The sequence below is a fragment of the Variovorax sp. CAN15 genome (assembly GCF_030462475.1).
Classification (GTDB): Bacteria; Pseudomonadota; Gammaproteobacteria; order Burkholderiales; family Burkholderiaceae_C; genus Variovorax.
The window spans coordinates 47,892-68,108 of record NZ_JASMRZ010000003.1 but is presented as its reverse complement, the minus strand read 5'-3'; the positions used below and the strand labels follow the sequence as shown (position 1 = coordinate 68,108).

The 20,217-nt window shown below is 69.2% G+C and carries 19 protein-coding genes; 13 read left to right on the top strand and 6 right to left on the bottom strand.

The window, feature by feature from the left end:
- Positions 1-98: 98 nt before the first annotated feature.
- A complete protein-coding gene (locus QMO14_RS03600; RefSeq protein WP_301504519.1) occupies positions 99-2,093 on the top strand; it encodes an acetoacetate--CoA ligase in 1,995 nt (664 codons plus the stop codon).
- 8 nt (positions 2,094-2,101) lie between these two features.
- Positions 2,102-2,545 carry a YbaY family lipoprotein gene (locus QMO14_RS03595; protein ID WP_301504517.1) on the top strand — a complete coding sequence of 148 codons (444 nt, stop codon included), beginning with the start codon at positions 2,102-2,104 and terminating at the stop codon, positions 2,543-2,545.
- 6 nt (positions 2,546-2,551) lie between these two features.
- On the opposite strand, the gene QMO14_RS03590 is transcribed toward QMO14_RS03595, so the two are convergent.
- Together QMO14_RS03590 and QMO14_RS03585 are read right to left on the bottom strand one after the other, a co-directional pair.
- Positions 2,552-4,504, bottom strand: a complete 1,953-nt coding sequence (locus QMO14_RS03590; RefSeq protein WP_301504515.1) for an adenylate/guanylate cyclase domain-containing protein — start codon at positions 4,502-4,504, stop codon at positions 2,552-2,554.
- A gap of 216 nt (positions 4,505-4,720) precedes the next feature.
- Complete coding sequence (locus tag QMO14_RS03585; protein ID WP_301504513.1) at positions 4,721-5,437, bottom strand: 2OG-Fe(II) oxygenase; 717 nt, start codon at positions 5,435-5,437, stop codon at positions 4,721-4,723.
- A 129-nt stretch (positions 5,438-5,566) separates the two neighbouring features.
- Between QMO14_RS03585 and QMO14_RS03580 the strand changes: the two genes are divergently transcribed.
- Together QMO14_RS03580 and QMO14_RS03575 are read left to right on the top strand one after the other, a co-directional pair.
- Positions 5,567-5,914 (top strand): hypothetical protein, encoded by a 348-nt coding sequence (locus QMO14_RS03580; RefSeq protein WP_301504511.1) that lies wholly within the window; start codon positions 5,567-5,569, stop codon positions 5,912-5,914.
- On the top strand, positions 5,911-6,732 hold the full coding sequence (locus QMO14_RS03575; RefSeq protein ID WP_301504510.1) for a zeta toxin family protein: 822 nt from the start codon (positions 5,911-5,913) through the stop codon (positions 6,730-6,732). The genes QMO14_RS03580 and QMO14_RS03575 overlap by 4 nt, the downstream gene beginning before the upstream one ends.
- Here the strand turns inward: QMO14_RS03575 and QMO14_RS03570 are convergent.
- The gene (locus QMO14_RS03570; protein WP_301504507.1) at positions 6,656-7,597 is read right to left on the bottom strand and encodes a LysR substrate-binding domain-containing protein; all 942 of its coding nucleotides are present in this window, start codon (positions 7,595-7,597) and stop codon (positions 6,656-6,658) included. The genes QMO14_RS03575 and QMO14_RS03570 overlap by 77 nt on opposite strands.
- A gap of 197 nt (positions 7,598-7,794) precedes the next feature.
- On the opposite strand from QMO14_RS03570, the gene QMO14_RS03565 reads away from it, so the two are divergent.
- The 4 genes from QMO14_RS03565 to QMO14_RS03550 all read left to right on the top strand — a co-directional run bounded on the left by QMO14_RS03565 (position 7,795) and on the right by QMO14_RS03550 (position 11,333).
- The gene (locus QMO14_RS03565; protein WP_301504506.1) at positions 7,795-8,994 is read left to right on the top strand and encodes an acyl-CoA dehydrogenase; all 1,200 of its coding nucleotides are present in this window, start codon (positions 7,795-7,797) and stop codon (positions 8,992-8,994) included.
- Between the two features lie 5 nt (positions 8,995-8,999).
- Positions 9,000-10,235: a CaiB/BaiF CoA-transferase family protein gene (locus QMO14_RS03560; protein WP_301504503.1), complete on the top strand. Its 1,236-nt coding sequence runs from the start codon at positions 9,000-9,002 to the stop codon at positions 10,233-10,235.
- Between the two features lie 29 nt (positions 10,236-10,264).
- Positions 10,265-10,696: a VOC family protein gene (locus tag QMO14_RS03555; protein ID WP_301504502.1), complete on the top strand. Its 432-nt coding sequence runs from the start codon at positions 10,265-10,267 to the stop codon at positions 10,694-10,696.
- A gap of 223 nt (positions 10,697-10,919) precedes the next feature.
- Positions 10,920-11,333: an organic hydroperoxide resistance protein gene (locus QMO14_RS03550; RefSeq protein WP_301504500.1), complete on the top strand. Its 414-nt coding sequence runs from the start codon at positions 10,920-10,922 to the stop codon at positions 11,331-11,333.
- Between the two features lie 67 nt (positions 11,334-11,400).
- On the opposite strand, the gene QMO14_RS03545 is transcribed toward QMO14_RS03550, so the two are convergent.
- Both QMO14_RS03545 and QMO14_RS03540 read right to left on the bottom strand, forming a co-directional pair.
- Positions 11,401-11,916 (bottom strand): CopD family protein, encoded by a 516-nt coding sequence (locus QMO14_RS03545; RefSeq protein WP_301504499.1) that lies wholly within the window; start codon positions 11,914-11,916, stop codon positions 11,401-11,403.
- Positions 11,917-11,918: 2 nt separating this feature from the next.
- Positions 11,919-12,848, bottom strand: coding sequence for a LysR family transcriptional regulator (locus tag QMO14_RS03540; RefSeq protein ID WP_301504497.1), 930 nt, complete (start codon positions 12,846-12,848; stop codon positions 11,919-11,921).
- A 130-nt stretch (positions 12,849-12,978) separates the two neighbouring features.
- Between QMO14_RS03540 and QMO14_RS03535 the strand changes: the two genes are divergently transcribed.
- The 5 genes from QMO14_RS03535 to QMO14_RS03515 all read left to right on the top strand — a co-directional run bounded on the left by QMO14_RS03535 (position 12,979) and on the right by QMO14_RS03515 (position 18,533).
- Positions 12,979-14,328, top strand: coding sequence for a DUF3100 domain-containing protein (locus QMO14_RS03535; protein WP_301504495.1), 1,350 nt, complete (start codon positions 12,979-12,981; stop codon positions 14,326-14,328).
- 150 nt (positions 14,329-14,478) lie between these two features.
- A complete protein-coding gene (locus QMO14_RS03530) occupies positions 14,479-15,669 on the top strand; it encodes a M20 aminoacylase family protein (protein ID WP_301504494.1) in 1,191 nt (396 codons plus the stop codon).
- Positions 15,666-17,051 carry an L-serine ammonia-lyase gene (locus QMO14_RS03525; RefSeq protein WP_301505017.1) on the top strand — a complete coding sequence of 462 codons (1,386 nt, stop codon included), beginning with the start codon at positions 15,666-15,668 and terminating at the stop codon, positions 17,049-17,051. The genes QMO14_RS03530 and QMO14_RS03525 overlap by 4 nt, the downstream gene beginning before the upstream one ends.
- 74 nt (positions 17,052-17,125) lie before the next feature.
- Complete coding sequence (locus QMO14_RS03520) at positions 17,126-17,953, top strand: oxaloacetate decarboxylase (RefSeq protein WP_301504492.1); 828 nt, start codon at positions 17,126-17,128, stop codon at positions 17,951-17,953.
- A gap of 4 nt (positions 17,954-17,957) precedes the next feature.
- Positions 17,958-18,533, top strand: coding sequence for a uracil-DNA glycosylase family protein (locus QMO14_RS03515; RefSeq protein WP_301504491.1), 576 nt, complete (start codon positions 17,958-17,960; stop codon positions 18,531-18,533).
- Between the two features lie 7 nt (positions 18,534-18,540).
- Here QMO14_RS03515 and QMO14_RS03510 read toward each other — a convergent pair whose 3' ends face one another.
- Positions 18,541-20,217 carry an amidohydrolase gene (locus QMO14_RS03510; protein WP_301504489.1) on the bottom strand — a complete coding sequence of 559 codons (1,677 nt, stop codon included), beginning with the start codon at positions 20,215-20,217 and terminating at the stop codon, positions 18,541-18,543.

Genomic DNA, 20,217 nt, shown 5'->3' with positions numbered 1-20,217 from the left:
GGCCGTATTGAACGCTTGTACAAAAACATTGAACACGCGTACAAACCCTGAGGTCAACCCTCATTGAGCACGGTCGTTCGCGGCGCTACGCTCGTGCGATGCCCGCTCCCAACATTCCCCAGATCCGCCTCTACCAGGATTGGCTGCGCAAGACGCGCGGCCTCGCATTCGACAGCTACGACGCCCTGTGGCGCTGGTCCGTCACCGAGCTCGACGCCTTCTGGCAGAGCATCTGGGACTACGCCCGAATCGAGTCGCCCACGCCGCACACGGCGGTGCTTGCCGAGTCGCGCATGCCCGGCGCGCGCTGGTTCCCCGGCGCACAGGTCAACTACGCGCGCGAGGTGCTGCGCCATGTCGACGCGGCCCATGCCGCCGGCATGCCCGCCATCGTGAGCGACAACGAACTCGGCGAAGTGCGCGAGATGTCGTGGCCCGAGATGCGCCGGCAGGTGGCATCGGTCGCGCTCACGCTGAAGTCGCTGGGCGTGAAGCGCGGCGACCGCGTCGCGGCCTACATGCCCAACGTGCCCGAGACCATGGTGGCCTTTCTCGCATGCTCCAGCATCGGCGCGGTGTGGAGCGTGTGCGCGCCCGACATGGGCACGGCCGCCGTGGCCGACCGCTTCCGCCAGATCGAGCCGAAGGTGCTGATCGCCGTCGACGGCGTGCACTACGGCGGCAAGCCGCTGGACCGCAGCGCGGTGCTTCGGGAACTGCGCGGGCAGCTGCCCAGCGTGCAGAAGCTGCTGCTGGTGAACTCGCCTTATGCGGCCGATGCGGTGCCGCACGATGTCGAATGGACGCAGGCCATCGCGCGCGACGATGGCGAGATCGCCGACTTCGAGCCCGAATGGCTGCCCTTCGACCACCCGATCTGGATCGTCTACTCGAGCGGCACCACCGGCCTGCCCAAGCCCATCGTGCACGGGCAGGGCGGCATCATCCTCACCATGCACGCCTGCGGCCTGCACAACGACGTGGGCGCGAGCTACGGCGCCAACAACTTCGGCGAGCGCTACCACTGGTACAGCTCCACCGGCTGGGTCATGTGGAACTCGCAGCTCTCGGGCATGGCCTTCGGCGCCACCATCTGCATCTACGACGGCAACCCGGCGGGCAGCAAGGAGAAGCCTGACTGGGGCGTGCTGTGGCGCTTCGTGGCGCGCCACAAGGTCACCTTCTTCGGCGCCGGCGCGGCCTACTTCACCAACTGCATGAAGGCCGGGCTCGTCGCGAAGGAATGCGGCGACCTGTCGCGCGTGCGTGCCCTGGGCAGCACCGGCTCGCCGCTGCCCGAGGAGGTGCAGCGCTGGGGCTCGAAGCAGATCCTCGATGCGGGTTCGAAGGAAGTGTGGTGGTGCAACATTTCCGGCGGCACCGATTTCTGCGGTGCCTTCGTCGGCGGCAACCGCGACCTGCCCGAGGTGCCCGGACAGATGCAGTGCCGCGAGCTGGGCCATGCGGTCGAGGCCTGGAACGAGCAGGGCCAGCCGGTCATCGGCGAAGTGGGCGAGCTGGTGTGCACCAGGGCCATTCCGTCGATGCCGCTGTACTTCTGGGGCGACGAGGGCAACGCGCGCTACGTGTCGAGCTACTTCGACACCTACCCCGGCGTCTGGCGCCACGGCGACTGGATCAGGATCGGCGCCGACGGCGGCTGCATCATCTACGGGCGCAGCGACGCCACCATCAACCGCCAGGGCCTGCGCATGGGCACCAGCGAGATCTACAGCGCCGTCGAAGGCCTGCCCGAGGTGCTCGACTCGATGGTGGTCGACCTTGAATACCTGGGCCGCGACAGCTACATGCCCCTCTTCGTGGTGCTGCGCCCCGGCGTTGCGCTCGACGACGCGATGCGCGCGAAGATCGGCAACGCCATCAAGACATCGCTGTCGCCGCGCTTCGTGCCCAACGATATCTTCCAGGTGGCCGAGATACCGCGCACGCTCTCGGGCAAGAAACAGGAGCTGCCGATCAAGAAGCTGCTGCTGGGCCAGCCCATCGAAAAGGTCGTGAACCGTGAAGCAATGGCGAACCCCGGCAGCCTCGACTGGTACGTGAGCTTCGCCGCGCAGCGTGCCTCCGCATAATCGGCCGGATGAAAAGACGTACCAGCCTCCTCATGTTCTCCGTCATCGCGGGTGCTTCGCTGCTGAGCGCCTGCGCGGTGCCTTCTTCGCCGGCAGCTGGCGGCACCGCGCAGCTGCGCGTGACCGGCACGGTCACCTACCGCGAGCGCATCGCGCTCGACCCTGCAGCCGACATCGTGGTGCAGCTGCTCGACGTGTCGCTCATGGACGCGCCCTCGAAGGTGCTCGCCGAGCAGCGCATCAAGGCCAACGGCAGGCAGGTGCCCTTCGCCTACGAGCTGAAGGTGGATGCCGCGCGCATCGACCCGCGCATGCGCTACGCGGTGTCGGCGCGCATCACGCGCGGGGAGCAGCTCCTCTTCATCAACGACACCCAATACCCGGTGCTCACGCAAGGCGGAGCGGCCAGTGCCGACCTGGTGCTGGTGCGCGTCACGCAGGCTCCGCGCTGAGGCCGATCAGGAAGTCACCAGCTCGTAGAGCACCATGCGCGTCTGCCGGCCGCGCAGCTCCACCTGTTCCTCGATGCGCCGCGTTTGCAGCCGGCCATCGAGCCCGGCGAAGGTGGTTTCCGACATCAGCGTCTGCGTGCCCAGCTGTTTGTTGATGCCCTCGATGCGGCTCGCCACGTTGATTGCGTCGCCGAACGCGGTGTACGACAGCCGGTCGTTGGAACCCAGCACCCCCGCGATCACCGTGCCCGTATGAATGCCCACGCGGGTGCGGAACTCGGGCAGGCCCCGTTCGGCCCACTTGCGGTTGAGTTCGTCCATCTCCACGTGCAGCTCCAGCGCGGCCAGGCAAGCCTTGTACTCCGCGTCCTTGAGGTCGGATGGCGCACCCCACAGCACCATGATGCCGTCGCCGATGAACTTGTCGATCACGCCGCCATGCCGCGCGAACACGCCGGTCGCGAGGTTGAAGTATTCGGTGAGCATGCCCACGAGCACGTCGGTGTCCAGCGACTCCGAGATCGAGGTGAAGCCCTCCACGTCGGTGAACATCACCGTCACGCGGCGCGGCGAGCCGGACGGGCCCAGCGCATGGCCTTCGTCGATCAGCTGGTTGATCACGTCCACCGGCACGAACTTGCTGAAGGCCTTGAGGCTGCGCGCCGAGTCGTCCAGCGCCTGGTCGAGGTGCTGTATCTCGAGCACGCGGCTGGGCTCGCGCGGCAGGTTGTCGAGTTCCAGCAGGCCGATGCGGCGCGCGATGTGCGAGAGGTTTTCCACTGGCGCGGTCACCAGCTTCGACAGCTTCAGCGACATGAGCAGCGCGATCGCCAGGAAGGCCACTGCAAGCGCCAGGCCCCACAGCACCGCGCGGCGCAGGTCGCCCAGCAGCACGTCTTCGGGCACACAGCTCACCAGCTGCCAGCCGGTGCTCGGGATGAGCGAGGCCTGTACCAGGTAGCGACGGTTTTCGTAGGTGAAGGAGAACTCGGTGTCGCTGCCGCTGCCCGCCGTGCCGGTAGCCAGCATGTGGGCGTGCAGTGCGCCGAGCACGCCGCTGGGCAACTCCAGCCTGTGCAGCACACCGGGCAGGTCGCTGCGCGCGAGCACGCGGAAGTCGGCGCTCAGGAGCGCGCTGTCGCCGTAGCCGCCGTTGTTGAACTGGCGCACGAATTCCGAAAGCCGGCCCAGCGATACATCGCCCGCCACCACCAGCCGCTGCGAGCCGCCCGGGTAGCTGCGCTGGCTGGGCAGCGCGTAGGTCACCCCCAGTTCCTGCGCCGCGGCGAATACGTAGGGCTGCGTCCAGATCGGGCCGCCCGCCTTGCAGGCCTGCACATACCAGCCGCGCTTCGTCGGGTCGTAGTCGCTGCGGAATGCGCCCAGGCGCTGGGTGGCGTAGCGTTGCTGCACGTCGGCCTCCGCGTCCAGCGGCAGCTTGTACTGCCAGGTTTCGGTGGTGAAGCCGTCGCCGCGCTCGATGTGGCGCATGGCCGGCATTGGGTAGCGCAAGGCCATCAGCATCTGGCCCCTCTCGTTGCTCACGTAGATGCTGTCGAGCTCGGGCGACTGCTGCAGCAGCGTCCACAGCAGCTCCGCCGTTCTTTCGGTGTGCTCGCCCGCCGGCTGCAGGCTGGGTGCGGTGCCGACTGCGTTGATGACCGACTCCGCCTTGTGCAGGAAGGCCAGCACCTTGTCCTCGGTGCGGTCGTGGTTCGACTTGTGCGCCGACACGCCGATGCGCGACACCAGCCTCTGCGAGCCCCAGTAGCCCAGCGACACCAGCAGCAGCGATTGCGCCAGCGCCACCGCGCTCACGATGGTGCCCACGTCCACCCGGAAGCGGCGCGAGCGCCTGGGCGGTGCGGCGGGCGTTTCCGTGGGGGGCGACGCTCCTGCGGCAGATTTGACCGACGGCTTTCCAGCCACTTCCGGAATTCCGGACGAGTTCTTGTTCATACAGCTCCCTGACGACCACTCGACGCGCCCGCAAGGCCGAAGCCGCGGGCCGGCTTCCGGCAAGCCCGCGGCCCCGATCATTGGCGTCGGAGTCCGTGGTTGCACGCAAGCGGGCGTGATTCTCGCTCGACTTCTGCTCTCCGCGCGGCAGCGCACGGCGCTGCCGTGGCGTCGACCTGTCTAGACCAGCCCGGGAAACCGCAGAAGAGAGACCCGTCAGCGCGCGTCGTGGAAGATGATTCCCAGCGTATGCCGGCGCCCCGAACGCACGCGGCTCACGCCGTGGCGCATCGTCACGCGGTAGCTGCCGCGCGTGCCGGCCACCGGCCGCTGGTTGACGGCGAAGATCACCGCCTCGCCCTGCGTGAGCGACACCACCTCGGCGCGCGACTGCATGCGCGGGCGCTGCTCGGTCAGCACGAACTCGCCGCCGGTGAAATCCCGGCCCGGTTCGCTCAGCAGCACCGTGAGCTGCAGCGGAAACTGCAGGTCGCCGTACAGGTCTTGATGCAGGCAGTTGTAATCACCCTCGTCGTAGCGCAGCAGCAGCGGGGTGGGGCGTTCCTGGCCGGCYGCGTGGCAGCGCGCGAGATACGCGGCGTGCTCCGCTGGATAGTCGGCCGGCTGGCCCATCGCCGCCGCCCATGCGTTGGCCAGCGGCGCGAGGCGTTCATAAAGAGCGCCGCGCCATGCCGCCAGCTTGGGCGGCAGCGGATAGGCGAAGTACTGGTACTCGCCCTGGCCGAAGCCGTGGCGCTGCATCACGACGCGGCTGCGGAAATGGCGGGGCCGGTCGTACATGGCCATGAGTGCGGCGCATTCCGTCGGGGTGAAGAGCGCGGTGCCGGTGGTGGCGCAGCCGCGCGCGGCGACGTCGGCTTCGATGCGGGGCCAGTCGAGCGCTTCGACCAGGGAGGATGGAGTTGCTGCCATGCCAGCAGTGTTGTCGCGTCCACGCGTCATGGCTCGCCGTTTCCGGACGCGGGTTTCCGCATCGGCCCGCATCGCTGGCTTTGCAGGGCCGAACGCCGGCAGGTGGCGGTTTTGAGCGATCATCCGCCCATGGCAAGACAAAAAACCGCTGCGCGCGACAGCTCCCCGGAGCAACTGGTGCAGGGCCGCCCGGTGGCCGTGCTGGGGCGCGGCATGACGCTGGTGAAGGTCGGCAAGGCGCCGCGTCCGCAGGTGCGGCCCGAGGACAACACCACGGTGCTGATGAAGAAGGCGGCCCGCGCGCTGGGCAAGCCCGGCATCGACAGGTCGGTGGTCTTCCGCGGCCCCAACGCGGCCAAGGTGTACGCCTACTCTGCCTATCCGCCCGATCCGAGCAGGATCGTGCGGGAAGCGGCCGACGGCACCAAGGTCATCGGCCGCATGGTCGACGGCAGGTTCCGCGCGAGCAAGGCGTGAGCAGCAGCCGCCCGCCGAAGCTCGAGAAACTGCTGGAGCAGACGAAGGGCCCGCGTCCGGTGGCCTTCGTTCTGGCGGGCCACAACGGCTCCGGCAAGTCCACCCTCTGGTATTCGCGCCTGGCGCCCTCGCTGCGCCTGCCGCTGGTCAACGCCGACCGCATGATGATGTCCATCCTGCCCGACGCCGACCCCGCCACCGGTCACATCCCGCCGTGGGCCCAGCGCCTGCGCGACGACGACGAGCGCTGGCAGGTGCTCTCGCAGAAAGGCGTGCGCGCCTTCAAGAGCCTGGTGATGGACCAGCGCATGCCCTTCGCCTTCGAAACCGTCTTCTCGCACTGGAAGCCGCTGCCCGGCGGCGGCCACGAGTCGAAGGCCGACGACATCCGCGCGATGCAGGAGGCCGGCTACTTCGTCGTGCTGCTCTTCGTGGGGCTGGTCTCGGTGGACATGTCCGTCTTCCGCGTGAGCACGCGCAAGCAGCAGGGCGGCCACGACGTGGACCGCAGGAAGCTCATCGAGCGCTTTCCCCGCACGCAGGCGGCGGTCGGCCACGCGGCGCAGATCGCGAACATGACGCTGATGTTCGACAACAGCCGCTCGGAGAAAGACGCCTTCTCGCTGGTGCGCGCGCAGGCGAAGAAGTCGGTGCTGTTCGACGCGCGCGATCCGCGGTTCGACGTGGATTCGGAACTGCGCGCCGTCTGCGACCCGTGGCTGGAGAAGGTCGCGGGACCGTTCAGGCCGCAGCGCGTCTCGCAGCCGAAGAAGGCGCGGTCCCCGGCTGCCGCGCCTGCTCCAGCAGCCAGTCGCTGAAGAATTTCAACAGCGGCCGCTGGTCGGCCCGTTCGGGCGTCACGAGGTAGTAGTTGCGTTCGCCCGAGAGCGGCCGCGCGCAGGCCACCACCAGCTCGCCGCGCGCGAGCTCGTCGGCCACCAGCATCGTCGGCATCAGCGCCACGCCCAGGCCGTGCGATGCGGCTGCGGCGAGGATGGAGAACAGTTCGTAGCGCGGTCCGCCGCGCGCGTTGGGCGCGTCGATCTGCTGCGCGTCGAACCACTGGCGCCAGCCGTCGGGGCGCGTGCTCTGCTGCAGCAGCGGCATCTTGGCGATGGCGGCGGGTGTCACGGCCTTGCCGCGCGGCAGCAGGGCGGGGCTGCACACCGGCACCACGTCCTCGTGCATCAGCAGCAGCGCGCGCGTGCCGGCCCAGTTCTCGACCTGCGCGGGCGTGCCGGCGTAGAGGGCGGCGTCGAACTCCGCGTCGGCGAATAGAAAGGGGCGGGTGCGCGTCTCGATGTGCACCACCACGTCGGGCTGCAGCGCCGCGAAGCCCTTCAGGCGCGGCATCAGCCAGCGGGTGGCGAAGGTGGGCACGGCCGCCAGCGAGAGCGAGCCGCCTTCGCCCTGGTGCGCCATGGCGTCGAGCGTGTCGCGCTCCATCGCTTCCAGCCGTTTGCTGATCTGCCGCGCGTAGGCCGCGCCGCTGGCCGTGAGCGCCACGCCGTGCCGCGTGCGGCGGAACAGCGCCACGCCCAGGAAGGCTTCGAGCGTGCCGATCTGGCGCGACACGGCGCTCTGCGTGAGGGCCAGTTCCTGCGCGGCGCGCGTGTAGCTCTCGTGGCGCGCGGCGGCGTCGAAGCACACGAGGGTCTGCAGGGGCGGGATCTTGCGGCGCATGTATGCCTCGGGTGTATGTATGGAATCGAAGGCTCACCAATGAAGGAGACGCTCGAACATCTTGCAAGAAATTCTACGAACGCATATCTGGGTGCGGATTCCTCGTTTGCGTCATGGCCCTCGCGTGGCTAGCATCGCCCCATTCCCCTGTTTTCTCTCTCTCTTTTCTCTTTTCCCCCTTTTCCGGAGACAGCCACATGGCCGCCAAAGCGCAATTCCACTGGGACGACCCCCTTCTTCTCGACCAGCAGCTGACCGACGAAGAACGCATGATCCGCGACGCGGCCAATGCCTACTGCCAGGAGCGCCTGGCTCCTCGCGTGCTCGAGGGCTTCCGCACCGGCGAGACCGACCCCGCCATCTTTCGTGAAATGGGCGCCCTCGGCCTGCTGGGCCCCACCATCCCCGAGCAGTACGGCGGCCCGGGCCTCAACTACGTGGCCTACGGCCTGATCGCCCGCGAAGTCGAGCGCGTCGACTCGGGCTACCGCTCGATGGCCAGCGTGCAGAGCTCGCTGGTGATGGTGCCGATCTTCGAATTCGGCTCCGAGGGCCAGAAGCAGAAATTCCTGCCCAAGCTCGCCACCGGTGAATGGATCGGCTGCTTTGGCCTGACCGAGCCCGACCACGGCTCCGACCCCGGCAGCATGGCCACGCGCGCCAAGAAGGTGCCCGGCGGCTACTCGCTCACCGGCTCCAAGATGTGGATCAGCAACTCGCCCATCGCCGATGTATTCGTGGTGTGGGCCAAGGAAGTCAGCGAGAGCGGCGCCGTCGGCCCGATCCGCGGCTTCGTGCTCGAGAAGGGCATGAAGGGCCTCACCGCCCCCGCCATCCACGGCAAGGTCGGCCTGCGCGCCAGCATCACCGGTGAGATCGTGATGGACGGCGTGTTCTGCCCCGAAGAGAACGCCTTCCCCGAAGTGCAGGGCCTCAAGGGTCCCTTCACCTGCCTCAACAGCGCCCGCTACGGCATCTCGTGGGGCGCGCTCGGCGCCGCCGAAGACTGCTGGCACCGCGCCCGCCAGTACACGCTGGACCGCAAGCAGTTCGGCCGCCCGCTGGCCGCCAACCAGCTCATCCAGAAGAAGCTGGCCGACATGCAGACCGAGATCACGCTCGGCCTGCAGGGCAGCCTGCGCCTGGGCCGCATGAAGGACGAAGGCATCGCCGCGGTCGAAATCACCTCGATCATGAAGCGCAACAACTGCGGCAAGTCGCTGGACATCGCCCGCATGGCGCGCGACATGATGGGCGGCAACGGCATCAGCGACGAGTTCGGCGTGGCGCGCCACCTGGTGAACCTGGAAGTGGTCAACACCTACGAAGGCACGCACGACATCCACGCGCTCATCCTGGGCCGCGCCATCACCGGCATCGCAGCTTTCGCCAACTGAGCCGCATGACCAAGCCCGCAGCACTCGACGGCATCAAGGTCCTCGATCTGTCCCGCGTGCTCGCGGGCCCGTGGTGCACGCAGATCCTCGCGGACCTGGGCGCCGACGTCGTCAAGATCGAGCGCCCCGGCGTCGGCGACGACACGCGCACCTGGGGCCCGCCCTTCATCAAGGATGCGGACGGCAACGACACCGACCAGGCCAGCTACTTCACGGCCTGCAACCGCAACAAGCGCTCGGTCACGGTCGACATGGCCACGCCCGACGGGCAGGCGCTGCTCAGGCAGATGGCGGCGCAGGCCGACATCGTGGTGGAGAACTTCAAGACCGGCGGCCTCAAGCAGTACGGCCTCGACCACGAGAGCCTGCGCGCGGCCAACCCGCGCCTCATCTACTGCAGCGTGACCGGCTTCGGCCACGACGGCCCCTACGCCGAGCGCGCCGGCTACGACCTGATGATCCAGGCCATGACCGGCATGATGAGCATCACCGGCCGTCCCGACGACGTGCCCGGCGGCGGCCCGCTGCGCGTGGGCGTGGCGCTGACCGACCTGTTCACCGGCGTCTACGCCAGCACCGCCATCCTCGCGGCGCTGCAGGTGCGCGATCGCACCGGCGAGGGCCAGCACATCGACATGGCGCTGCTCGACGTGGGCATGGCCATCCTCGCCAACCAGGCCAGCGCCTTCCTCAACACCGGCAAGCCGCCCGGACGCCAGGGCAACACGCACCCCAGCCTCGCGCCCTACCAGGACTTTCCGACGCAGGACGGCGCGATGCTGCTGGCCATCGGCAACAACGGCCAGTTCGCGCGCTTCTGCGAGGCCGGTGGCCACCCCGAGTGGGCGACCGACGCGCGCTTCGCCACCAACACCCTGCGCGTGAAGCACCGCGGCGTGCTCATTCCGATGATGGAAGAGCTCACCCGCACCCGCACCACCGCCGCGTGGGTCACGCTGCTCGAGGACAAGGCCGTGCCCTGCGGCCCGATCAACGACATCGCGCAGGCCTTCGACGACGCGCAGGTCAAGGCGCGCGGCCTCGCGGTCACGCTGCCGCGCGACGCGGGCGACGGCATCGCCAGCATCACCGGCGTGGCGAGCCCGCTGCGCCTGTCGGCCACGCCGCCCGTGCTGCGCCATGCGCCTCCGGCGCTGGGCCAGCACACGCAGGAGGTGCTGGCGGAAATGGGCATCGACGCGGCCCGCTTCGAGGCCTTGCGGTCGGCCGGCGTGGTCTGAAGACGAAAGAGAAAAAGAAGGAAGAGGCCATGGTCAGCCCGATGCCCATGCCCGCTTTCTCGGTGCTGCGCATCGACCACGTCGTGCTGCGCGTGAAGGATGCCGAGCGTTCCATCGCCTTCTATCGCGGCGTGCTGGGCTGCGCCGTCGAGAAGCGTCGCGACGACCTGGGGCTCGTGCACCTGCGCGCGGGCACCAGCCTGATCGACCTCGTCACGCACGATGGCCCGCTGGGCAGGCAGGGCGGGGCGCTCGCCGGTGCGGAAGGCCGCAACGTCGATCACGTCTGCCTGCGCATCGAGCCCTTCGACGAAGCCGTCATCCGCACGCTGATGGCCGATCATGGCGTCGCGGTGCACGGCGAGGTGCAGAACAACTTCGGCGCCGAGGGCAGCGGGCCCTCGATCTACATCGCCGACCCCGACGGCAACACCATCGAGCTCAAGGGCCCGGCGGCCTGAGCCTTCCTTTTTTCCCGATTCCCTCCGTCCGGAGATTTGTACGCCACTGTGTCTGCATGGCGCAGCGTACACACGCGCATGCAAATCGGCCGGTGGTTCGACACATCGCGGATACAGCCCGCCGATGTAATTCCTGCATCGCTTCCGACGCACATCGCACGAAGCGACGAGGCCTTCGACAGCCGGGCCTCATTCCGAATCACTGTCCATGCAAGGAACCACCATGACCGACAAGCAAGTCCTCTACACCGGCAAGACCCACACCACCGGCGGCCGCCTCGGCGCATCGCGCAGCAGCGACGGCCACCTGGACATCCAGCTCTCTCCTCCCGGCGGCAACGGTACGGGCACCAACCCCGAGCAGCTGTTCGCCGCCGGCTGGTCGGCCTGCTTCATCGGCGCGATGGGCAAGGCCGCGGGCGCGCTGAAGGTCAGGCTGCCGGCCGACCTGTCGGTGGACGCCGAAGTCGACCTCGTGCTCGAAGAGGGCCAGTACTTCCTGCAGGCCCGCCTGAACGTGAGCCTGCCCGGCCTCGACCGCGAGACCGCACGCGCCGTGGTCGACACCGCGCACCAGACCTGCCCCTACTCGAAGCTCACGCGCGGCAACATCGAGGTGGAGCTGAACCTGGTCTGATCCCGGCCCTGAACCGGAAGCTGATCGATGATGCGGGCCCGCGGCTGCTTGACGGCCCCGGGCCGGTTCAGCTTGCGCGCCCGATGGTCGCCACGCCGAACACGATCACGCCCAGCGCAAGGTTCACCGTCACCAGCTTGCGCACCGTGTTCAGCCGCGCAGCAGCCACCGGCCAGGCGCTTTCATCCACCGCGCGGCGCATCGCCCTGAACACCGAGGCGCGGATGTAGGTGTAGATGGCGGCCATCACGATCGCGATGCTCATCATGGCCTCGATGCGCCAGTGCAGGCCGCGGAAGCCGCCGCCGGCAAGGATCATCGCCACGCCGGTCACGAAGAGCAGCGTGACCGATGCGTCCACCCCCACGAAGAAGCGCCGCAGCGTCGCGGCCATCATGCGCAGGCGCTGCGGCGGCTGTTCGAGCGTGGCGACGGCCGAGGGGCGCACGGCGAAGTGCATGGTCGCCATGCCGCCGACCCAGAAGGCGGCGCACAGCAGATGGACGAAGAGGGCGGTGACGTAGAGCATGTTGGGCCCGATCAGAACACCGAAGGGCCACGGCGCGCAAACGAAGCCCTTCATCGTCATTCGGAAGGCTTGGTCTCCGCGAAGCGCCGCATGTCCGTCACCACCTGCCGAAGCAACTCCGCCGCGGCCGGCGAGAGCATGCGTCCGTGGCGCGACACGATGTGCGAGCGGCCCTGCGACAGCAGCGGGTTCTTCATCGGCAGTTCGACCAGTTCCGGGTTGCTGGCATTGGGCGTGAGAGAGATGCGCGTGCCCAGCGCATAGCCCAGCCCCGCCGACACGAAGTGCCCGAGCGCGCTGAAGGATGTGGTGGTCAGCAGCGATGGCAGGCGCACGCCTTCGCTGATCTCGGCGGCCTCGATGTGCTGGCGCACGCCGAAGCTGCGGTGCAGCGTGGCGCCCGGGTAGGGCTGCAGGTCGCCGAGCGTCAGCGGCCGGCTCAACTGGGCGAGCGGGTGCGAACGCAGCACCATCGCCTGGATCGGCTGCGAGTGCGACTGGTGCGAGGTCAGCCGCTCGTCCTTGGGCGGCTGGAACAGCATGCCGATGTGGGCGCGCTCCTCCACCACCCGCTGCACGATCTCGTCGGTGCTGGCCACGTCGAGGTCGATGGTGATCTTCGGATGCGAGGTCATGAAGTCGCGCAGGCTGTGGCGCATGAGCCAGTCCACATAACCCTCGCCGGCCACGATGTCGATGTGGCCGCGCTCGATCTTGCGGATGCTGTCGAGCTGCGCCATCAGGTGCTGCTTCTGGCTGTTCTGCCGCCGCACGTAGCCGGCCAGCATCTGGCCCGCGTCGGTGGGCACCACGCCGCGTCCGTGGCGCTCCAGCAGCGGCAGGCCGCACTCCTGCTCGAGGATGCCGATGGCGCGGCTCACGGCCGAGGGGTCCATGTCGAGCACCTCGGCGGCGCCGCGCACGGAGCCGCTGTCCAGCACCTGCATGAAGTAGCGCACGCGGCGCGTGTCGAGCCTGTCGTCCATGGCCCCGTCTCCTGAGTGTTGCATTCAATGCAACAAATATGTCAATTCGCGGTCATTGATGCAAGAGGCAGGCGATCCGAAACTCCCCGGCACCCCGCAGCCGCCGCTGCGCCACACGATGCCCCACCCGATGACATCCGCCGCCTCCACCACCTCCACGCTCCCATCCACCGCCTCTTCCTCGGCTTCCGGCAAGCTCCGGCTCGCGCTCGTCACCCTGGCCGTCGTGGCCGTGGCCGAGCTGATCGGTCCGGTGCAGTTCAGCGTCGGCCCGGGCAAGGTGGCGCTGCTGCCGATGCTGTGGGCGCTGCTGATCGCGGCCGCATGGGGCATCGCGCATCGCCGCCTGCCGGGCGTGGTGCGCGTGGCGACGGCCGAGCAGTCGTTTGCCGGCGGCCTGCTCAACGCGGGACTGCTGCTCTTCGTTGTGAAGCTGGGCCTCACGGTGGGCGCCGCGCTGCCGCAGGTGAAGCAGGCCGGCTGGGCGCTCTTGTTCCAGGAGTTCGGCCACGCGCTGGGCACCCTGGCGCTGGGCCTGCCGCTGGCGCTGCTGCTGGGCATCAAGCGCGAGGCGGTGGGCGCCACCTTCTCGGTGGGGCGCGAGGGCAACCTAGTGATCATCGGAGAGAAGTACGGCATGGCCTCGCCCGAGGGCCGCGGCGTGCTGGCCGAGTACATCACCGGCACGGTGCTGGGCGCGCTCTTCATCGCGGTGCTGGCGGGCTTCGTCGCCAGCCTGCACATCTTCGATCCGCGCTCGCTGGCCATGGGCGCCGGCGTGGGCTCGGGCAGCCTGATGGCGGCGGCGCTGGGCGCTATCGCGGCGCAGCAGCCGGCGGAAATGCTGCCGCAGCTCACCGCCATCGCCGCCGCGTCGAACCTGCTGACGACGGTGGTGGGCTTCTACTTCACGCTGTTCCTGTCGCTGCCGCTGTGCTCGTGGCTCTACGGCAAGCTGGAGCCGGTGCTGGGCCGCTTCTCGAAGCGCGGCGCGCAGGACGCGGCGGGCACGGGTGCCGTGTCGCAAGTCAGCGTGGGGCATGGCGGCGCGCTGCCGCTGCGCGACACGCTCATCGCCTGGGCGGTGGTGGGCGGCGGCGTGCTCATCGGCAATTCGCTGACCTACAAGGTGCCGGTGCTGGTGTCGCTCGAAGGCCTGGCCGCCGTGGTGGCCATCGCGCTGATCGTCGAGGGCATCAAGCGCCTGGTGCCGCGCCTGCCGATGGTGCTGGTGCTGTCGGTGGTGGCCACGCTGGCGGGCATCCCGGGGCTGTTCCCGTTCTCCGACGCGCTGATCGCGATCACCGCCAAGCTCAACTTCCTGGCCTTCACCACGCCGGTGCTCGCGCTGGCCGGCTTCTCGGTCGCGAAGGACATGCCCGTGTTCCGCCAGCTGGGCTGGCGCATCGTGGTGGTGTCGCTCACCGCCACTGCCGGCACCTTCCTGGGTGCCACCGTGATCGCCGAATTCTTCCACTGACGAACAAGTCTCGCCCCCAGGCTTCGCGCACTTCGTGTCGCTTTGCCAACCCCCTGCCGGGGGGCAACACCAGCGGCCCGGCAAAGCCGGTTCCGCGGTGTTCCTCCGAAAAGTCCGTCCAGTTCCCATCCACCCACCGAGATCGATCCCATGTACCGCGACCCCGAAATCGCCGAAGACACCCGCGCCCGCATGCTGGCCTGGCGCCGCGACATCCACGCCAACCCCGAGACCGCCTTCGAGGAGCACCGCACCGCCAACGTCGTCGCCAACGCGCTGATGCTGATGGGCCTGCCGGTGCACCGCGGCCTGGCCGGCACCGGCGTGGTGGGCACGCTGAAGAACGGCGAGGGCCCGAGCATCGCGCTGCGCGCCGACCTCGACGCCCTCAACATGCAGGAACTGGGCACCCAGCCGCACGCCTCGAAGTGCGCCGGCAAGATGCACGCCTGCGGCCATGACGGCCACACGGCCATGCTGCTGGGCGCGGCCGAGCACCTCTCGCGCCACAGGCCCTTCAAGGGCACGGTGCACTTCGTGTTCCAGCCCGCCGAAGAGAACGAGGGCGGCGGCCGCCTGATGGTCGACGAGGGCCTGTTCGAGCAATTTCCGGCCGACGCCGTCTACGGAATGCACAACTTTCCGGCACTGCCGCGCGGCCAGTTCGCGATCCGCAAGGGCACGATGACGGCCTTTCTCGACACCTTCGAGATCGTCGTCACCGGCAAGGGCAGCCACGGCGCCATGCCCGAGACCGGCATCGACTCGGTGGTGGTCTCGGCGCAACTGGTGAACGCGCTGCAGACCATCGTGAGCCGCCGCACCGGCGCCACCGACTCGGCGGTGGTCAGCGTCACGCAGATCCACGGCGGCGACACCTGGAACGTGATTCCCGAGACCGTCGTGCTGCGCGGCACCGTGCGCACGCTGGACCCCGGCATCCAGGACCAGACCCAGGCCGCCATGCAGCAGATCTGCGACGGCGTGGCAGCCACTCACGGCGCGAAGGTGGCGCTGGACTACCGCCGCGGCTACCCCGGCGTGGTCAACACGCCCGCCGAGACCGATGCGGCCATTTCCGCCGCCGCCAGCCTGGTCGAGCGCGCGCAGGTGCACACCGACATCCCGCCCGCCATGGGCTCGGAAGACTTCGCCTTCATGCTGCAGAAGCGTCCCGGCGCCTACATCGGCATCGGCGCGGGCGAAGGCCCGAACGACCCCAACGTGCACAACCCGTACTACGACTTCAACGACAACATCCTGCCGCTGGGCGCGGCCTACTGGGTGGCACTGGTCAAACAGCAGCTTCCTGCATCGAGAGATGAGAGCATGATGCGCTGATGCTCTCCGTCTTCGACATCTTCAAGATCGGCATCGGGCCCTCCAGCTCGCACACCGTGGGGCCGATGCGCGCCGCGCTCATGTTCGCGCGCTCGCTCGAAGCGCGTGGCGTGCTCGCGCAGGTCGCGCGGCTGCATGTGGACCTGTTCGGCTCGCTGGGCGCCACCGGTCACGGCCACGCGACCGACCAGGGCGTGATCCTCGGCCTCTTCGGCGACGCGCCCGACACCGTGCGGCCCGAGACCGTGCAGCCCCGGCTGGAGGCGCTGCGCCGCACCGGCCGGCTCGAGCTGCTCGGCACCACGCCCATCGCCTTCGACCGCGTGCGCGACATCGCCTTCAGGGGCGAGGAGTCGCTGGCCGAGCATCCCAACGCGATGCGCTTCACCGCCTTCGCGGCCGATGGCGGCGTGCTGGCCGAGGGCACGTACTTCTCCGTCGGCGGCGGCTTCGTCGTCGAGGGCGGGCAGGCCGTGGCCCAGACGGCCGCGGCGACATCGGCCGTGCCGCATCCCTTCAGCACCGGCGACGAGCTCATGGCGCAGTGCCGGGACCACGGCATCTCGGTCGCCGCGCTCGTCATGCGCAACGAATGCGCATGGCGGCCCGAGGCCGAGGTGCGCGCCGGCCTGCTGCGCGTGTGGCAGGTGATGCAGCAGTGCGTGCAGCGCGGCTTCGGCGTCGACAACCCGCTGGCCGCTCAGGCGCTGCCCGGCCCGCTGCGCATGCGCCGCCGCGCGCCCGAACTGCACCGCGAGCTGCTCGCGCAGGCCGGCGCGGCCGATCCGCTCGCGGCCATGGACTGGGTCAACGCCTTCGCGATGGCGGTGAACGAGGAAAACGCCGCCGGCGGTCGCGTGGTCACCGCGCCCACCAACGGCGCGGCGGGCGTGGTGCCCGCCGTGATGCACTACTACCAGCGCTTCGTGCCGCAGGCGAACGATGACGGCATCGTCGACTTCCTGCTCACCGCCGCGGCCATCGGCATGCTCTACAAGACCAACGCCTCCATCTCGGGCGCCGAGGTCGGCTGCCAGGGCGAGGTGGGCGTGGCCTGCTCGATGGCCGCCGGCGCGCTTGCCGCGGTGCTCGGCGCCACGCCTGCGCAGGTCGAGAACGCGGCCGAGATCGGCATGGAGCACAACCTCGGCCTCACCTGCGACCCGGTCGGCGGCATGGTGCAGATTCCCTGCGTGGAGCGCAACGCGATGGGCGCCGTGAAGGCCATCAACGCGGCGCGCATGGCGCTGCGCGGCGACGGCAGCCACTACGTGTCGCTCGACGCCGTGATCCGCACCATGAAGCAGACCGGCGAGGACATGAAGGCCACCTACAAGGAAACCTCTCTCGGCGGTCTCGCGGTGAACGTGGTCGAGTGCTGAGGGCGTGCTGAAGATGCGGGGCTGCGTCAGAATGGCCGGCCCACCGTCTTGAACTCTCTCAAAGCCGAGGCCCCATGACCCGCACCATCGCCCAGAAACGCGCCGACTTCCGTGCCCTGCATGAACAAGGCTGCTTCGTCATTCCGAACCCGTGGGACACGGGCAGCGCGCGTTTTCTCGAAGGCCTGGGCTTCAAGGCGCTGGCCACCACCAGCTCCGGCTTCGCGTGGTCGCAGGGGCAGGCGGACGGCGCGATGTCGCGCGAGCACATCCTCGCGCACCTGCGCGAACTCGTGGAGGCGACCGACCTGCCGGTGAACGCCGACTTCGAGAACGGCTTCGCCGCCGATGCGCAGGGTGTGGCCGCGAGCGTGAGCCTCGCCATCGAGATGGGCGTGGCGGGCCTGTCCATCGAGGACTCGACGGGCAACGCCGCCGATCCGCTCTTTCCCGTCGACGTGGCGGTCGAGCGCATGCGCGCCGCGCGCAAGGCCATCGATGCATCGGGCGCCGACGTGCTGCTGGTCGGCCGCGCCGAGAACTTCTTTGCAGGCCGTCCCGACCTGGACGATGCCGTCGCGCGCCTCAAGGCGTATGCGAACGCGGGCGCCGACTGCCTCTACGCGCCCGGCATCAAGACCCGCGAGCAGATCGCCGCCGTGGTCGCGGCTGCCGCCGGCAGGCCGGTCAACCTGCTGGTGGGCGCCCCGAGCGAACTCACGATGAAGGACATCGCCGAACTCGGCGTGCGCCGCGTCAGCGTGGGCGGCGCTCTGGCGCGCGCGGCCTGGGGCGGCTTCATCCGCGCCGCGCGCACGCTGGCCGACGGGCGCTTCGACGGTTTCGCCGACGCCGCGCCGGGCGCCGAACTCAACGCCTTCTTCAAGCCGTTCGCAGACTGAGGCCGTGGAGGCACTGCTCGCCGAGGTCCGCGCCTGCCGCGCGTGCGCGGTGCACCTGCCGCTGGGCCCCCGGCCCGTGGTGCAGGCCAGCGCGAGCGCCAGGCTGCTGATCGTCGGCCAGGCGCCCAGCCTCACGGTGCACCAGACGGGCGTACCGTGGAACGACAGGAGCGGCGACCAGCTTCGCCGCTGGCTAGGCATCGACCGCGCGGTGTTCTACGACGCCGCGCGCGTGGCGATCGTGCCGATGGGCTACTGCTACCCCGGCCGCGGCAAAAGCGGCGACCTGCCGCCGCGCAGGGAATGTGCCGAGCTGTGGCACGACAAGCTGTTCGCGCAGATGAAGCAGGTGGAGCTGACGCTGCTCATCGGCCAGTACGCGCAGCGCCACTTCCTCGGCAGGAAGGCGAACGCCGGCGTCACCGAGACCGTGCAGGCCTTCGCCGGCTACGCGCCGCGCTTCATTCCACTGCCGCATCCGTCGCCGCGCAACACGGGCTGGCTCAAGCACCACCCGTGGTTCGAGAGCGACGTGCTGCCGGTGCTGCGCGAGCGCGTGCGGCACGCGCTCGGGCTCTGAGTGGGTTTCAGGGCGCCGAGGCGACCGAAGCACCCGTGGCGTTGAAGGGCCGCGCCGCATACACGATGCGCCCGCCCACCACCGTCATCAGCGATGTTGTCTTGCCTATGCGCTCCAGCGGCACGCTGAAGAAGTCCTGGTCGAGCACGGCGAAGTCGGCGAGCTTGCCCACTTCGAGCGTGCCGCGCCTGCCCTCGTCGAAGCTGAACCAGGCGCTGCCCTGCGTGTAGAGGCGCAGCGCCTGCTCGCGCGTCGGTGTCTCGTCGGGGCCGCGCATGGTCTTGCCGCTCACCGTCTTGCCGTCGAGCATCCACTGCAGCGCGACGAAGGGGTTGTACGAGGCCACGCGGTGCGCGTCGGTGCCCGCGCCCACGTTCACGCCGGTGCGCAGCGCGGTGCCGATGGGCGGCATGCGCCGCGCCGCCTCGCCGCGCACGGCCAGCGCGCGGTCGCCCTGGAAGTACATCGCGTCCTGCATGGTCCAGCCGATGCCCAGCGCCTTCATGCGCGCGAGCGTCTCGGGCGAGGCGTCGTCGAGGTGGGCGATGGACCAGCGCAGGTCCTTGATCGGCACTTCAGCATTCAGTTTCTCGTACAGCCCCAGCAGGTGGTCGACCGAGCCGTTCTCCTGCCAGTGGATGGTGACGGCCAGCTTCTTCGTGGCGGCCCATTTGATGAGCTCGTAGAACTTGGCCTTCGCGGCCTCGTCGGGGAAGTTGTTGTTGTACATGGCGAGCGTCACGCGCTCGCCAAGGCCGTTGAACTTCAGCATGTCGTCACCGAAGCCCATCGGCAGCATCTGCGTGAGATCGCGGAACTCCTGCAGCTCGGCACCTGGCTTTTGCGCGAACACGCTGTAGGCCACGCGCAGCGTCAGCGCCTTCTCGCGCCACAGCTCGAAGAGCGCGGCGTATTGCGAGGGCGCGATGCTGAAGCCGCCCGGGTCCACCAGCCCGGTGATGCCCAGGCGGTTGAGTTCGGTGAAGAAGGCGCGCGTGCCGGCGATGTTGTCGTCGTAGGTCGGCTTGGGCAGCTTGTCGAAGAGCGCCGAGATGCCGACGATGTCGCCGCTCATCCAGCCGGGCGCGCCGTCGGCCACGGGCTTCATGCCGGCGGGCAGCGTGCCGGGCGCCACGCCCAGCGCTTCCAGCGCCTTGGGCGTCATCACCACGGCCTCGTAGAAGAGCTGCACGTACACCGGGTTGTTCGGCGCCGCTTCCTGCAACTCGGCCAGCGTGGGGCGGCGGCGCTCGGCGAACTGCTGCTCGGTCCAGCCGCCGGCCACGATCAGCCATCCGCCGGGGCGCGCATTGGCGGCTGCGGTGCGGATGCGCGCCATCGCTTCGGCGATGGTGCCGGCGCCGATCCAGTTGACCTCGGTCGAATAGCTCAGCGCCGCGCGCACCGCGTGCATGTGCGAGTCGATGAGGCCGGGAATGACGGTGCGGCCGCCGGCATCGACCATGCGTGTCGCGGGGCTCGTGAAGGCGCCCATCTGCGCCGCGCTGCCCACGGCCACGATGCGACCGTCGCGCACAGCGATCGCCTGCGCCATGGTGCCGGCGGCATCGAGCGTGGCGATCTTCGCGTTGGTGACGACGAGGTCGGCCGGTTGCGCCTGTGCGGCAACAGGCAGCAGAAAGCTGGCGGCAATGGCCGCCGCCATGAGGAGTGTGCGTGCCAT

Excerpts from the sequence above, each read along its gene's own strand:
- QMO14_RS03600 (WP_301504519.1), top strand. The coding sequence starts at position 99 with ATGCCCGCTCCCAACATTCCCCAGATCCGCCTCTACCAGGATTGGCTG.
- QMO14_RS03595 (WP_301504517.1), top strand. The coding sequence starts at position 2,102 with ATGAAAAGACGTACCAGCCTCCTCATGTTCTCCGTCATCGCGGGTGCT.
- QMO14_RS03590 (WP_301504515.1), bottom strand. The coding sequence starts at position 4,504 with ATGAACAAGAACTCGTCCGGAATTCCGGAAGTGGCTGGAAAGCCGTCG.
- QMO14_RS03580 (WP_301504511.1), top strand. The coding sequence starts at position 5,567 with ATGGCAAGACAAAAAACCGCTGCGCGCGACAGCTCCCCGGAGCAACTG.
- QMO14_RS03570 (WP_301504507.1), bottom strand. The coding sequence starts at position 7,597 with ATGCGCCGCAAGATCCCGCCCCTGCAGACCCTCGTGTGCTTCGACGCC.
- QMO14_RS03565 (WP_301504506.1), top strand. The coding sequence starts at position 7,795 with ATGGCCGCCAAAGCGCAATTCCACTGGGACGACCCCCTTCTTCTCGAC.
- QMO14_RS03560 (WP_301504503.1), top strand. The coding sequence starts at position 9,000 with ATGACCAAGCCCGCAGCACTCGACGGCATCAAGGTCCTCGATCTGTCC.
- QMO14_RS03555 (WP_301504502.1), top strand. The coding sequence starts at position 10,265 with ATGGTCAGCCCGATGCCCATGCCCGCTTTCTCGGTGCTGCGCATCGAC.
- QMO14_RS03550 (WP_301504500.1), top strand. The coding sequence starts at position 10,920 with ATGACCGACAAGCAAGTCCTCTACACCGGCAAGACCCACACCACCGGC.
- QMO14_RS03545 (WP_301504499.1), bottom strand. The coding sequence starts at position 11,916 with ATGAAGGGCTTCGTTTGCGCGCCGTGGCCCTTCGGTGTTCTGATCGGG.
- QMO14_RS03540 (WP_301504497.1), bottom strand. The coding sequence starts at position 12,848 with ATGGACGACAGGCTCGACACGCGCCGCGTGCGCTACTTCATGCAGGTG.
- QMO14_RS03535 (WP_301504495.1), top strand. The coding sequence starts at position 12,979 with ATGACATCCGCCGCCTCCACCACCTCCACGCTCCCATCCACCGCCTCT.
- QMO14_RS03530 (WP_301504494.1), top strand. The coding sequence starts at position 14,479 with ATGTACCGCGACCCCGAAATCGCCGAAGACACCCGCGCCCGCATGCTG.
- QMO14_RS03520 (WP_301504492.1), top strand. The coding sequence starts at position 17,126 with ATGACCCGCACCATCGCCCAGAAACGCGCCGACTTCCGTGCCCTGCAT.
- QMO14_RS03510 (WP_301504489.1), bottom strand. The coding sequence starts at position 20,217 with ATGGCACGCACACTCCTCATGGCGGCGGCCATTGCCGCCAGCTTTCTG.